Below are 12,767 nucleotides of genomic sequence, written 5' to 3' on the forward strand. Positions count from 1 at the left end.
GACCTCCGCCTTGAGCCCCGTGAAACGCCGACGATGGACGCGTGTTCCGTGACTCTATTCCAAGGGGGCCGAATTTCCGACGGCAGGCCGGATTCCATGGATATTTTTTGGTCACCTCGCCGGGGTTCTCCGGGACGAAGAGGCGGGTATGAAGAGGCGGGGACGAAGAGCCGGAAAACGGAGAAAGCCCCGGCGCGATGCGCCGGGGCTTCCCCGAGTGGGTGCCGTGCTCGGGTGTCAGACGTTCACGCCGTGCGCGCGCAGATAGGCGATCGGGTCCATGTCGGAGCCGTACTCGGGGCTGGTGCGCGCCTCGAAGTGCAGGTGCGGGCCGGTGACGTTGCCGGTCGCGCCGGACAGACCGATCTGCTGGCCGGCGACGACCTGCTGGCCGACCACGACATCGATCGACGACAGGTGCCCGTACTGGGTGTACGTGCCGTCGTGCATGCGGATGACGATCTGGTTGCCGTAGGCGCCGCCCCAGCCGGTCTCGACGACGGTGCCGTAGCCCACCGCGTGCACGGTGGTGCCGGTGGCGGCGTGGAAGTCGATGCCGGTGTGGTGGCCGGAGGACCACAGGGAGCTGCTGGCCTGGTAACCGGTGGAGACGTAGGAGTGCGCGATCGGGGCCACGAAGGTGGTCAGGCGCTTGCGCTCGGCCTCACGGGCGGCGCGCTCCTTGGCCTCGTGGGCGCGCTCGGCGGCGGCCTCGCGCGCGGCCTCCTCGATGGCCTTCTGCTCGGCGGCCTGCTTCTGGGCCTCCGCCTGGGCGTCGATCTGGGCGGCGAGCGAGTCGTCGACGCTGATCACGGGGAGCAGACCGGTCTGCTCGGCGGAGGTGTCGGCGGCGAGGGCGGGGGCCGCGAGGGTGCCGATGACGCCGGTGGTGGTGAGCGCGGCGATTCCGGCGGCCTGCGCGGTGGTGCGCTTCATCCGGCTGGGACGACGGTGCTTCCCGGTGGCGCTGACGAACGCCATGTGGTGGCTTGTCCTTTCCTTCCCTCTCGCCTACCGGGTTAGCTGACGGGTTCGGAGCAGGAAGGTCTCCTACGAGCACCCTCGCGGGCACCCGATTCACCCCAGGGACGTGTGGGTCCCCGGCTCCCCTGGCTCGCGCCGTACGGGGACTCGGCGATGACTGTCCGGTGCCGCGGGTGCGGCGCTATGCCTGACGGACAGCCCGGACGAAGCTACGGTGATCGGCCTTCAATCCTCAAACGAAACAGGAGTTTTGTAGCGCATCCCACAGGCCAGAAAGGCAACCTCCGCCCCAATTCGGGCATATGTGGGATGCGGCGCCTTCAATCACAAACAGACCCGGGGATACGGCAAGGGCCCTGGTGCTCCGTCAGACACCAGGGCCCCGCACGCGTGCGGCTACTCCGCGCTCACCACCGTGACGTCGCCGATCCCGAGGGCCTCGACGGGCTCCTTGATCTGCGCCGCGTCACCGACCAGTACGGTCACCAGACGGTTCACCGGGAAGGCGTTCACGACCGCCGCCGTGGCCTCCACGGTGCCGGTCGCGGCGAGCTGCCGGTACAGCGTCGCCTGGTAGTCGTCGGGCAGATGCTGCTCGACCTGGTCGGCGAGCGTGCCCGCGACGGCGGCCGCGGTCTCGTACTTCAGCGGTGCCACCCCGACGAGGTTCTGCACGGCGACGTCGCGCTCGGCGTCGGTCAGGCCGTCCGCCGCCAGGGTGCGCAGCACCGTGAAGAGGTCGTGCAGCGCCGGACCGGTGTTCGGCGTGTCCACGGAACCGCTGATGGCGAGCATCGCCGCGCCCGTGCCGTCGGGGGCGGAGCGCAGCACCTGGCTGAAGGCGCGCACACCGTAGGTGTAGCCCTTCTCCTCGCGCAGGACGCGGTCCAGGCGGGAGGTGAGGGTGCCGCCCAGGCAGTACGTGCCGAGCACCTGGGCGGGCCACACACGGTCGTGCCGGTCGGGGCCGATCCGGCCGATGAGCAGCTGCGTCTGGACGGCGCCGGGGCGGTCCACGATGACGACGCGGCCGGTGTCGTCAGCGGTCACCGCCGGCACGGGACGCGGCTCGGTGCGCGAACCCGTCCAGGCGCCCACGGTGTCACCGAGGAGGTCGTCGAGGTCGAGACCGGTCAGATCGCCGACGACCACCGCGGTCGCGGTGGCGGGGCGCACATGCCGCTCGTAGAAGGCGCGTACGGCGGCCGCGTCGACGGCTGCGACCGTCTCCTCGGTGCCCTGACGCGGGCGCGACATGCGGGAGTCCGCCGGGAAGAGCTCCTTGGACATCTCCTTGGCGGCGCGGCGGGCCGGGCTGGCCAGCTCGTGCGGGATCTCGTCGAGGCGGTTGCGCACCAGCCGTTCGATCTCGCTGTCGGCGAAGGCGGGCGCCCTGAGGGCGTCGGCGAGCAGGCCGAGGCCCTTGGCCAGCCGGGAGGCGGGCACCTCCAGGCTGAGGCGGACGCCCGGGTGGTCGGCGTGCGCGTCGAGGGTGGCGCCGGCGCGCTCCAGCTCGGCGGCGAACTCCTCGGCGGAATGCTTGTCCGTGCCCTCGGAGAAGGCGCGCGCCATGATCGTGGCGACGCCGTCCAGGCCGGCGGGCTCGGCGTCCAGGGGCGCGGCCAGGAGCACCTCGACGGCGACGACCTGCTGGCCGGGGCGGTGGCAGCGCAGCACCGTCAGGCCGTTGTCGAGCGTGCCGCGCTCGGGGGCCGGAAACGCCCACGGCCTGGCCTCGCCCGCCTGGGGCTGGGGGTGGAAGTCCATCGTGGCGAGCTCGGTCACTTGGCCGTCTCCTCGTTCTTGTCGCCGGCCTCTACGGTCGCTTCCTGCTCAGGGTCCTCGGGCACATCGGCGTCCGGTACGGCCTCCGGGGTCTTCGGCTCGTACACGAGCACCGCGCGGTTGTCGGGGCGCAGCCGGGCCTTGGCGACCTCCTGCACCTCCTCGGGCGTCACCTCGAGCACGCGCTGAACGGCGGTGAGGGCGAGCTGCGGGTCACCGAACAGGACGGCATAGCGGCACAGTTCGTCGGCGCGGCCGGCGACGGTACCGAGCCGGTCCAGCCACTCGCGCTCCAGCTGGGCCTGCGCGCGTTCCATCTCCTCGGCCGTGGGGCCCTCCGCGGCGAACCGGGCGAGCTCCTCGTCGATCGCGGCCTCGATGACCGGCACCTCGACGTCACCGGACGTCTTCACGTCCAGCCAGCCCAGGGAGGGCGCTCCGGCGAGGCGCAGCAGCCCGAAGCCGGCCGCGACAGCCGTACGGTCCCGGCGCACGAGCCGGTTGTACAGGCGGGAGGACTCACCGCCGCCGAGGATCGTCAGCGCGAGGTCCGCCGCGTCGCACGCGCGCGTGCCGTCGTGCGGCAGCCGGTAGGCGCCCATCAGGGCGCGCGCGGGGACCTCCTCGCGGACGACCTCGCGCAGCTGCCGGCCGATGACCTCGGGCAGCGTGCCGTCGCGCGGCTCGGGCTTGCCGTCGTGGGCGGGGATGGAGCCGAAGTACTTCTCGACCCAGGCGAGGGTCTGCTCCGGGTCGATGTCGCCGACGATCGACAGGACCGCGTTGTTCGGCGCGTAGTAGGTGCGGAAGAAGCGGCGGGCGTCCTCGAGGGTGGCCGCGTCCAGGTCCGCCATGGAGCCGATCGGGGTGTGGTGGTAGGGGTGGCCCTCGGGGTAGGCGAGGGCGGTCAGCCGCTCGAAGGCGGTGCCGTAGGGGACGTTGTCGTAGCGCTGGCGGCGCTCGTTCTTGACGACGTCTCGCTGGTTCTCCATGGACTCCTCGTCCAGGGCGGCCAGCAGGGAGCCCATGCGGTCGGCCTCCAGCCAGAGCGCGAGCTCCAGCTGGTGGGTGGGCATGGTCTCGAAGTAGTTGGTGCGCTCGAAGCTGGTGGTGCCGTTCAGCGACCCGCCGGCGCCCTGCACCAGCTCGAAGTGACCGTTGCCCTTGACCTGGGCGGAGCCCTGGAACATCAGGTGCTCGAAAAGGTGAGCCAGACCCGTACGCCCCTTGACCTCGTGGCGCGAGCCGACGTCGTACCAGAGGCACACCGCCGCGACCGGGGTCAGGTGGTCCTCGGAGAGCACCACGCGCAGGCCGTTGGCCAGGCGGTGCTCGGTTGCTGTCAGTCCGCCGGAGCCTGCCTCGGCTGTAGCCGTGTGACCCATGGGCATGTACGTCCCTTCCATCGCGGAAGCGGTCGTGAAACCGCGCGTTTCCTGCCGTCCTGCCACTGTATGCAAGTGTGCGGACCGGCGGCGAAGTTCCCGCACGAGGTACGCCGACAGCGAGATCGCGTAGCCTGCGGACGATCGTCGTGCGCGGGTCGGCACGGCCGGGGATCCGGCGCCCCGACTCGGGCGCTCCCCTACGGCCGCGCGATGCCGGAAGGCCGGGTGTTTGGGCGCCGCTTCACGCAGCCGGAGTCGGGTGCGCGGGCACTGCTTCGTACGCCGGGGCCGGGTCCGCGCCCGGCTTGTCAGTCCCACGGTCCACAATGGTCCGCGTCAGATACCGTTCACGCTTCAGCAAGGAGCCAGGCAGCGATGGCCCGCCGCAGCACGAAGACCCCGCCGCCCGACGACTACGAGGAGAAGATCCTCGACATCGACGTCGTCGACGAGATGCAGGGCTCCTTCCTCGAGTACGCGTACTCGGTCATCTACTCCCGCGCCCTGCCGGACGCCCGGGACGGCCTCAAGCCGGTGCACCGCCGCATCGTCTACCAGATGAACGAGATGGGACTGCGCCCCGAGCGCGGCTACGTCAAGTGCGCCCGCGTCGTCGGCGAGGTCATGGGCAAGCTGCATCCGCACGGCGACGCGTCGATCTACGACGCGCTGGTGCGTATGGCGCAGCCCTTCTCCATGCGCGTGCCGCTGGTCGACGGCCACGGCAACTTCGGCTCGCTCGGCAACGACGACCCGCCGGCCGCCATGCGGTACACCGAGTGCCGGATGGCCGAGGCCACGGGGCTGATGACGGAGTCGATCGACGAGGACACCGTCGACTTCCAGCCCAACTACGACGGCCAGGAGCGCGAGCCGGTCACCCTGCCGGCCGCCTTCCCGAACCTGCTGGTCAACGGCTCGTCCGGGATCGCGGTCGGCATGGCGACGAACATGCCGCCGCACAACCTGCGCGAGGTGATCGCGGCCGCCCGGCACCTGATCAGGCATCCGAACGCCGACCTCGACGCGCTGATGAAGCACGTCCCTGGCCCCGACCTGCCCACGGGCGGCCGGATCGTCGGCCTGTCCGGCATCCGCGACGCGTACGAGACGGGCCGCGGCACGTTCAAGATGCGCGCGACGGTGTCCGTGGAGGACGTCACCGCGCGCCGCAAGGGCCTGATCGTCACAGAGCTGCCTTTCGCGGTCGGTCCCGAGAAGGTCATCGCCAAGATCAAGGACCTGGTCGGCTCGAAGAAGCTCCAGGGCATCGCCGACGTCAAGGACCTCACCGACCGCGAGCACGGGCTGCGCCTGGTCATCGAGATCAAGAACGGCTTCGTGCCGGAGGCGGTCCTCGAGCAGCTGTACAAGCTCACGCCGATGGAGGAGTCCTTCGGCATCAACAACGTCGCCCTGGTCGACGGCCAGCCGCTGACGCTGGGCCTGAAGGAGCTGCTGGAGGTCTATCTCGACCACCGCTTCGAGGTCATCCGCCGCCGCTCGGAGTTCCGCCGGACCAAGAAGCGCGACCGGCTGCACCTGGTGGAGGGCCTGCTGACGGCGCTCGTCGACATCGACGAGGTCATCCGGCTGATCCGCTCCAGCGAGAACTCCGCGCAGGCCAAGCAGCGCCTGATGGAGCGCTTCTCGCTCAGCGAGATCCAGACCCAGTACATCCTCGACACGCCGCTGCGCCGGCTGACCAAGTACGACCGCATCGAGCTGGAGGCGGAGAAGGACCGGCTGAACGCGGAGATCGAGGAGCTGACCCGGATCCTGGATTCGGACGCCGAACTGCGCAAGCTGGTCTCCAACGAACTGGCCGCGGTGGCCAAGAAGTTCGGCACCGACCGGCGTACGGTCCTGCTGGAGTCCGCGGGCTCCCCGACGGCCACGGTGTCGCTGCAGGTCGCCGACGACCCGTGCCGGGTGCTGCTGTCCTCCACCGGACTGCTGGCCCGCACCGCGACCGCCGACCCGTTCGATGACGGCGACGGCCGGCGCAGCAAGCACGACGTGATCGTCTCGGCGGTGCCGGCGACGGCGCGCGGCGAGGTCGGTGTGGTCACGTCCGGGGGCCGGCTGCTGCGGCTCAACGTGGTCGACCTGCCGCAGCTGCCGGACACGGCATCCGCGCCGAACCTCTCGGGCGGGGCCCCGCTGCCGGAGTTCGTCTCGCTGGAGGACAACGAGCAGGTGATCTGCCTGACCACGCTCGACGAGTCCTCCCCCGGTCTGGCGCTCGGCACCGAGCAGGGCGTGGTGAAGCGGGTGGTGCCCGACTACCCGGCCAACAAGGACGAGCTGGAGGTCATCACCCTCAAGGAGGGCGACCGGATCGTCGGCGCGGTCGAGCTGCGTACGGGTGAGGAGGACCTGGTCTTCATCACGGACGACGCCCAGTTGCTGCGTTTCCAGGCGTCCGTGGTCCGTCCGCAGGGCCGGCCGGCGGGCGGCATGACCGGCATCAAGCTCACCGAAGGCGCCAAGGTCATCTCGTTCACGGCGGTGGACCCGGCTGCCGACGCGATCGTCTTCACGGTCGCGGGCTCGCGCGGCACGCTGGACGACTCCGTGCAGACGACGGGCAAGGTGACCCCGTTCGACCAGTATCCGCGCAAGGGCCGGGCCACCGGTGGGGTGCGCTGCCAGCGGTTCCTCAAGGGAGAGGACTGCCTGTCGCTGGCCTGGGCGGGCCCGGCGCCGGCCAGGGCGGCGCAGAAGAACGGCACCCCGGCCGAGTTGCCCGAGCCCGACCCGCGCCGCGACGGCTCGGGCGTGTCCCTGCCGAAGACGGTGGCGGCGGTGGCAGGTCCGGTCTAAACCGAGGGCTCGTCGGTCTCGACCGGGACCTCGCCGGTATGGGCCGGCGGCTCGTCGGTCTGGGCCGGCGGCTCGTCGACGGTGTCGGGTTCGCCACCGGGTTCGCCCTCGGGATCGCGGACGTAGCGAAGGACGCCCCACATGCCGTGCTCGTCGGCGTGTGGGGCGCCGTTCTTGCACGCGTCGAGCTGCCCCTCGAGTGCGTCCGCGTCGATGCCCGCGCCGATGAGGACGAGCTGCGTGAGCCGGGCGTCCGCCGCGGGCCAGGGCTCGGGGTAGAAGCGCAGGAACCGCCCGACGGCGTGCACGGCGTACCGGTTGTGCCGGTCGTACGGTCCGAAGTCGACGTAGCCCTTGATCCGGTACAGCCCCTCGGGGCGGCTGTCGAGGAACTCCATCAGCCGCCGGGGCTCCAGCGGCAGATCGGACGTGAAGGAGAGGCTGTCGTAGCCGGTGTGCAGATGCCCGGCGTGGCCGCCGGTCTCGTCGTCGTCATGCTGGTGCAGGTCGTCGAAGGACAGTTGCCCGATGCGCTCCTCGCTGGGGCGGCAGTCGAAGAGGAACTCCGGGTCGATCCGGCCGTAGGTGGCGGGTACGACAGCGGCCCGGTCGGTGAGGGAACGGACGAGCCCGAGGACGCGCTCACCGTCGGCGGTCCGGTCGAGCTTGTTCACGACGACGAGGTCGGCGAGAGCGAGGTGCCGGTCGATCTCGGGGTGCCGGGCGCGGGTGTCGTCGAACTCCGCCGCGTCCACCACCTCGACGAGGCCGCCGTAGACGACCCGGGGGTTCTCGCTGGCCAGCAGCATGCGGACGAGTTCCTGCGGCTCGGCGAGGCCGCTGGCCTCGATCACGACGACGTCGATACCCAGGGACGGCTGGACGAGCCGGTCAAGATATTGATCAAGTTCACTGGCGTCGACGGCGCAGCACAGACAGCCGTTGCCGAGCGAGACGGTGGAGTCGCCGAGCGCGCCGGCCACCGCCATGGCGTCGATCTCGATGGCACCGAAGTCGTTGACGATCGCGCCGATACGGCTGCCGCCGCTGCGGTGCAGCAGGTGGTTGAGCAGGGTGGTCTTGCCGGAGCCGAGGAATCCGGCGAGCACGACGACCGGGATCTGCCGCGGACTCGGGCTGTGCCCCACGTACGACCTCTCTCACGCCTGTGCGTACACCGGCTCACGGGACGGCGTACGTCTGTGGATTGAATGCCGCCCCAGGATACGAGCCGTAAGAATCACGGCGAAGTGAACGCTTGTCAGCAGCACTTGCGGGGCAGACGTGGAGAAGGTGCCGGATTGTGCGACCCTCGCTTCCCTCCGTGCGCCTCCTCTCCGCCTCCCCGCCGATCAGAGCCGCTCGGCACCCTGGATGCGGCAAGCGCCGCCCATCGCTCGCCGGTCCCCATCAGTCGCCCCACATCGACGACCGGCGGACGGTCGCCTGATTCGGGGGTTGACATGGCCACACGGAAATTCACGGCAAGGACATCCCGGCGGAGAAGCGCCGCGAGTTCCTGTACGCCAACGCCTGGTACGCCTACCTGTACCACAGCCACCGGGCGGGCTCCTGGACCGGGAGGAGCTGTACCGGCACATGGGGGAGCTGCTGCAGAGCCAGGTCTTCCGCGACTACTGGGAAGCCTCCCGGCACATGCGCGCCACTCTGAACGAGTCGTCGGAGGAGGCACAGCTCGGTCTCATGATCGACGGCTTGGTCCAGGAACTCGACGACGCGGAAACCGACGAGTGGTGGGTGGTCGGCAACCCGCCGACCGGTTGACACGGCGGAGTGACTTTTGACCGTCCGGCCACACAGAGCACAACAGCACCACTGGCGTGATCCCCAGCACCGTGCCTCCGCTGCCCGCGGACGCCTCCCGCGCCGACTACGAACGCATCGTCATCGTCAGCCGGGAGACGCTGATCCGCGCCAAGGCGGACATCCCCGACGCCTGACGTCACCCCGCGGCGGCACGTCCACCCTTGACCCGCCCCCTCGCGCCTCCGGCCGGATGCCGGCCGCACCCGAGCCGGACGAGACATCCGGCGAGCAGCCCGGTACCCCGCTCCTGCTCGACGCCCCATCGATGAGGCCTGGCGCCCGGAACGGCACCAGGCCTCACGCCTGCTCAGAAGGCTGAGGGAACGGCCACCGGCGCGGGCGGCCCGACATACCGCGCCACGGGGCGGATGATCTTCGGATCCTCCGCCTGTTCGAGGATGTTGGCGCTCCAGCCCACCACCCGTGCCGCGGCGAAGGTGGGGGTGAACATCTCGCGGGGCAGACCGCACAGTTCCATGACGACCCCCGCGTAGAACTCGACGTTCGTGTGCAGTTCGCGTCCGGGCTTCAGTTCAGCGAGGAGCGCCTCGACCTGGCGTTCCACCTGGACGGCGAAGTCCACGCGCGGGCCGCCGAAGCGCTGGGCGATCTCGCGGAGCATCCGGGAACGGGGGTCCTCGGTGCGGTAGACCGCGTGGCCGAAGCCCATGATCCGCTCACCGGCCAGGACCCGCTCACGGATCCAGTCGTCGATGCGGTCGGGGCTGCCGATCGCGTCCAGGGTGTCCAGCGCCCGGCTGGGCGCGCCACCATGCAGCGGTCCGGACAGCGCTCCCACGGCACCGACGAGACACGCGGCCACATCCGCGCCGGTCGACGCGATGACACGGCCGGTGAACGTTGACGCATTGAAGCCGTGATCAATGGTTGAGATCAAGTACTGCTCGATGGCCCGGGCCCGCTCCGCGTCGGGCTCGGAACCGGTCACCATGTACAGGTAGTTCGCGGCGTACGACAGGTCCTCCCGGGGCTCCACCGGCTCCAGCCCGCACCCCAGCCGGTACAGGGCGGCCAGCAGCGTCGGTACGGCCGCGACGGCCACGAGCGTGTCCTCCCGCCGCCGGGCGCTGTCGATGTCGTAGACCGGGCTGAATCCCTTGGCTGCGCCGAGCAGCGACAGCGCGGTGCGCATCCCGGCGAGCGGCCCGGAGGCGGAACCCGCCGCCGCGATGGCGGGCAGCACCGCGCGCACCTCGTCGGGGAGCCGGCGCAGCGAAGCCGTCCGCGCGGCGAAGGCGGCGCCCCGCTCGGCGTCCGGCAGGTCACCGAGGACGAGCAGGTGCCAGACGTCCTCGAAGGAGCGCGTCCCGGCGAGCTCGACTGCCGAGTACTGGCGGTAGTGGTAGAAGCCCTCGCGGCCGCGGACGTCACCGATGCCGGTATCGGTCACGACGACTCCGGCCAGCCCGCGGGGCGCCTCGATCAACGGGGAGACGGGGCTCATCGCGGATCCATTGACGGACATGTTTCCCTCCTTGGCATTGATTCGACTGTCTATGCTTGACTCGATTCCTGTCAATGTTGATTCGCTCAATGTATCGAGGAGGCGGCTACGGTGACCTCCATGCGTGACCATGAACCCCACCCCGGCCACCCGGGACGGCGGCTGACCACCAAGGAGGCCGCCGAACTGCTGGGCGTGAAGCCCGAGACCGTGTACGCGTACGTGAGTCGCGGTCAGCTCAGCAGCCGCCGCGTGTCCGGCGGGCGGGGCAGCAGCTTCGACGCCGCGGAGGTCGAGGCACTGGCCCGGCGCAACAGGCGTGAGAGCGCGGGCGGTCCGGGCCCCGGTGGCGAGCTGTCCGTCCGTACCCGCATCACCCTCATCGAGCAGGACCGCTACTACTTCCGCGGCGTGGACGCGACCGAACTGGCCGCCCGGTACTCCTACGAGGAGATCGCCGAGTGGCTGTGGACCGGCCGGCTGCGTCCCGGTGTCACGTTCACCGCCCCGGAGGCGTCCGTGGCGGCGGCCCGCCGCGCCGTGCGCTCCCTGCCCGAACACTCCGGTCCCGCCGACCGGTTGCGGGTCGCCGCGATCGCCGCCGCGGCCGAGGATCCGCTGCGCTTCGACCTCTCCGAGGAAGCCGTGCTCGGGACCGCCCGCACCCTCATCCCGACCCTCGTCGCCGCTCTCGCCCCCGCGCACCGCTCCGACCGCCGGACCGGCCCCCTGGCCCACCGCCTGTGGGCCGCGCTCACCGGCCGGGAACCCGACGAGGCCTCCCTGCGCGTGCTGGACGCCGCGCTCTGCCTCCTCGTGGACCACGATCTGGCCGCCTCCACACTCGCCGTCCGCGTCGCCGCCTCGGCCCGCGCGCACGCCTACGCGGCCGTCTCCGCGGGCCTCGGCGTCATCGAGGGGCCGCTGCACGGCGCGGCCAGCGGACTCGCCCACCGCCTGCTTCAGGAAGTGCTGGACGAGGGCAACGCCGGTCCGGTGATCGCGGAGGAACTGCGCGCGGGACGCCGTATCCCCGGGCTGGGCCACCGGCTCTACCCCGGTGAGGACCCACGCGCGCGTGCCCTGTTCGCCCTGCTGGCGCAGGTCCCGCAGGCCGAGCCCGCCCTGGCCGCCGCCCGCGACATCGTGGCCACCACCGCCCGCCACGCCCCCCTGCACGCCAACGTCGACCTGGCCCTGGCCGTGTTCACCGTCTCGCACGGAATGCCGCCCACGGCCGGTGAGACGATCTTCGCGGTGGCCCGTACCGCCGGCTGGATCGCGCACGCGCTGGAGGAGTACGCGGAGCGCCCGCTGCGAATGCGTCCGAGCGGGCAGTACGTGGGGCCGAAACCGCCACAGCCGTTGCCGGAGTGAGCCCGCGGGTACTCGTGCGGACCAGGACACGGACGCGGCCGGAAGTCACGCCATGCGAAGTCAGGTTAGGCTCACCTCTGTGAGTACGTGCGCGACCGCCTCGCGGGCCCTCGACGAGCCCGTTTCCGGAACCGCGGCCACCGCGACGACCTGGCTGCTGCTGGAACAGCCCGGCCCGTGGGGCGCCAAGGCGCTCGTTTCCAGCCACCTGGATCCGGCACTGGGCCGCGCCCTGGAAGCCGCCGCCGAGGGCACCGGCGTACGGATCGCGCTGATCCGGCGCCCCGGCCGCCACGCCGACTTCGGCACCCCGGACGTACGGCACGTGTACGCCGCCCACACCGTCCCCGGGAAGGTATGGCTGCACGGCGCCGCGCTCACCGATCCCCGCCGCCTCCTCGATCTCGACCTCGCCGCGCTCGGCCGGGGCGACCACACCGGCTTCGACACCGTTCTCGACGGCCGCCCGCACACGGACGGACCGCTGGCGCTGGTGTGCACCAACGGCAAGCGCGACCGGTGCTGCGCGATGCTCGGCCGGCCCCTCGCCGCCGAGCTCACGGCCTCGGGCGTGACGGGCGTGTGGGAGGTCACCCATCTGGGTGGACATCGCTTCTCGCCGACGGTGCTCGTGCTGCCGTACGGCTACGCCTACGGCCGGGCGCAGGCGCACGCCGTCAAGGAGGTGCTGCACGGCGCCCAGCAGGGCCGGATCGTGGTCGAGGGATGCCGGGGCGCGTCGGCCTGGGAGCGCCCGGGCCAGGCGGCCGAGCTGGCCGTGCGCGGCGTCGCGGGCGAGTACGCCGCGGAGGCGCTGCGCGTCATATGCACGGACGGCGCGGCTCCCCGCTGGGAAGTGCTCGTCGCCCACGTCGACGGCCGCCGCTGGCGGGTCACCGTCGATCAGGGCGAGGCGCTGCCGCCGCGCCCGGAGAGCTGCGGGGCCGCAGTGCTGGGCACGCCCGCACGGATGGACGTCGTGGCCGTCGAGGAAGTGACCGCGGCCCCCTCGACGAGTCCTGCACACAGCCGCTGACGGGTTGATCATGTCGAGGCGTCGTCCTTGACCCATCCAGGGACGGGCCTCCGATCAAGATCCGGTCAAGCACGGGTCA

The 12,767-nt window shown here is 71.3% G+C and carries 8 protein-coding genes, 1 pseudogene and 1 riboswitch; of the genes and pseudogenes, 4 read left to right on the forward strand and 5 right to left on the reverse strand.

Going from position 1 to position 12,767, the window contains the following annotated elements; genetic code table 11:
- Positions 1-237: 237 nt before the first annotated feature.
- From ACF1GV_RS32315 to ACF1GV_RS32325, 3 genes are all read right to left on the reverse strand, one after another.
- Positions 238-981 (reverse strand): M23 family metallopeptidase, encoded by a 744-nt coding sequence (locus tag ACF1GV_RS32315; protein WP_391687829.1) that lies wholly within the window; start codon positions 979-981, stop codon positions 238-240.
- A 12-nt stretch (positions 982-993) separates the two neighbouring features.
- Positions 994-1,147: riboswitch (cyclic di-AMP (ydaO/yuaA leader) on the reverse strand.
- A 233-nt stretch (positions 1,148-1,380) separates the two neighbouring features.
- Entirely contained in the window at positions 1,381-2,769 is a 1,389-nt protein-coding gene (locus tag ACF1GV_RS32320) for a M16 family metallopeptidase (RefSeq protein WP_391687832.1), read from the reverse strand.
- Positions 2,766-4,160 carry a M16 family metallopeptidase gene (locus tag ACF1GV_RS32325; RefSeq protein WP_391687835.1) on the reverse strand — a complete coding sequence of 465 codons (1,395 nt, stop codon included), beginning with the start codon at positions 4,158-4,160 and terminating at the stop codon, positions 2,766-2,768. The genes ACF1GV_RS32320 and ACF1GV_RS32325 overlap by 4 nt, the downstream gene beginning before the upstream one ends.
- 372 nt (positions 4,161-4,532) lie before the next feature.
- Between ACF1GV_RS32325 and ACF1GV_RS32330 the strand changes: the two genes are divergently transcribed.
- The gene (locus ACF1GV_RS32330; protein ID WP_391687838.1) at positions 4,533-6,983 is read left to right on the forward strand and encodes a DNA topoisomerase (ATP-hydrolyzing) subunit A; all 2,451 of its coding nucleotides are present in this window, start codon (positions 4,533-4,535) and stop codon (positions 6,981-6,983) included.
- On the opposite strand, the gene ACF1GV_RS32335 is transcribed toward ACF1GV_RS32330, so the two are convergent.
- Positions 6,980-8,131 (reverse strand): CobW family GTP-binding protein, encoded by a 1,152-nt coding sequence (locus ACF1GV_RS32335; RefSeq protein WP_391687840.1) that lies wholly within the window; start codon positions 8,129-8,131, stop codon positions 6,980-6,982. The two genes, ACF1GV_RS32330 and ACF1GV_RS32335, sit on opposite strands and share 4 nt — an antisense overlap.
- 398 nt (positions 8,132-8,529) lie before the next feature.
- Here ACF1GV_RS32335 and ACF1GV_RS32340 point away from each other — a divergent pair.
- Positions 8,530-8,768: pseudogene (locus tag ACF1GV_RS32340) on the forward strand (DUF6082 family protein).
- Between the two features lie 349 nt (positions 8,769-9,117).
- Here the strand turns inward: ACF1GV_RS32340 and ACF1GV_RS32345 are convergent.
- Positions 9,118-10,296 (reverse strand): citrate synthase/methylcitrate synthase, encoded by a 1,179-nt coding sequence (locus tag ACF1GV_RS32345; protein WP_391687843.1) that lies wholly within the window; start codon positions 10,294-10,296, stop codon positions 9,118-9,120.
- Between the two features lie 99 nt (positions 10,297-10,395).
- Here ACF1GV_RS32345 and ACF1GV_RS32350 point away from each other — a divergent pair, with 99 nt between their 5' ends.
- Both ACF1GV_RS32350 and ACF1GV_RS32355 read left to right on the forward strand, forming a co-directional pair.
- Positions 10,396-11,652, forward strand: coding sequence for a citrate synthase (locus ACF1GV_RS32350; RefSeq protein WP_391687846.1), 1,257 nt, complete (start codon positions 10,396-10,398; stop codon positions 11,650-11,652).
- Positions 11,653-11,731: 79 nt separating this feature from the next.
- Positions 11,732-12,688 carry a sucrase ferredoxin gene (locus ACF1GV_RS32355; RefSeq protein WP_391687849.1) on the forward strand — a complete coding sequence of 319 codons (957 nt, stop codon included), beginning with the start codon at positions 11,732-11,734 and terminating at the stop codon, positions 12,686-12,688.
- Positions 12,689-12,767 lie beyond the last annotated feature (79 nt).

It is taken from the genome of Streptomyces sp. NPDC014006, from assembly GCF_043088925.1.
In the GTDB taxonomy this organism is placed as follows: Bacteria; Actinomycetota; Actinomycetes; order Streptomycetales; family Streptomycetaceae; genus Streptomyces.

Excerpts from the sequence above, each read along its gene's own strand:
- ACF1GV_RS32315 (WP_391687829.1), bottom strand. The coding sequence starts at position 981 with ATGGCGTTCGTCAGCGCCACCGGGAAGCACCGTCGTCCCAGCCGGATG.
- ACF1GV_RS32325 (WP_391687835.1), bottom strand. The coding sequence starts at position 4,160 with ATGCCCATGGGTCACACGGCTACAGCCGAGGCAGGCTCCGGCGGACTG.
- ACF1GV_RS32330 (WP_391687838.1), top strand. The coding sequence starts at position 4,533 with ATGGCCCGCCGCAGCACGAAGACCCCGCCGCCCGACGACTACGAGGAG.
- ACF1GV_RS32345 (WP_391687843.1), bottom strand. The coding sequence starts at position 10,296 with ATGTCCGTCAATGGATCCGCGATGAGCCCCGTCTCCCCGTTGATCGAG.
- ACF1GV_RS32350 (WP_391687846.1), top strand. The coding sequence starts at position 10,396 with ATGCGTGACCATGAACCCCACCCCGGCCACCCGGGACGGCGGCTGACC.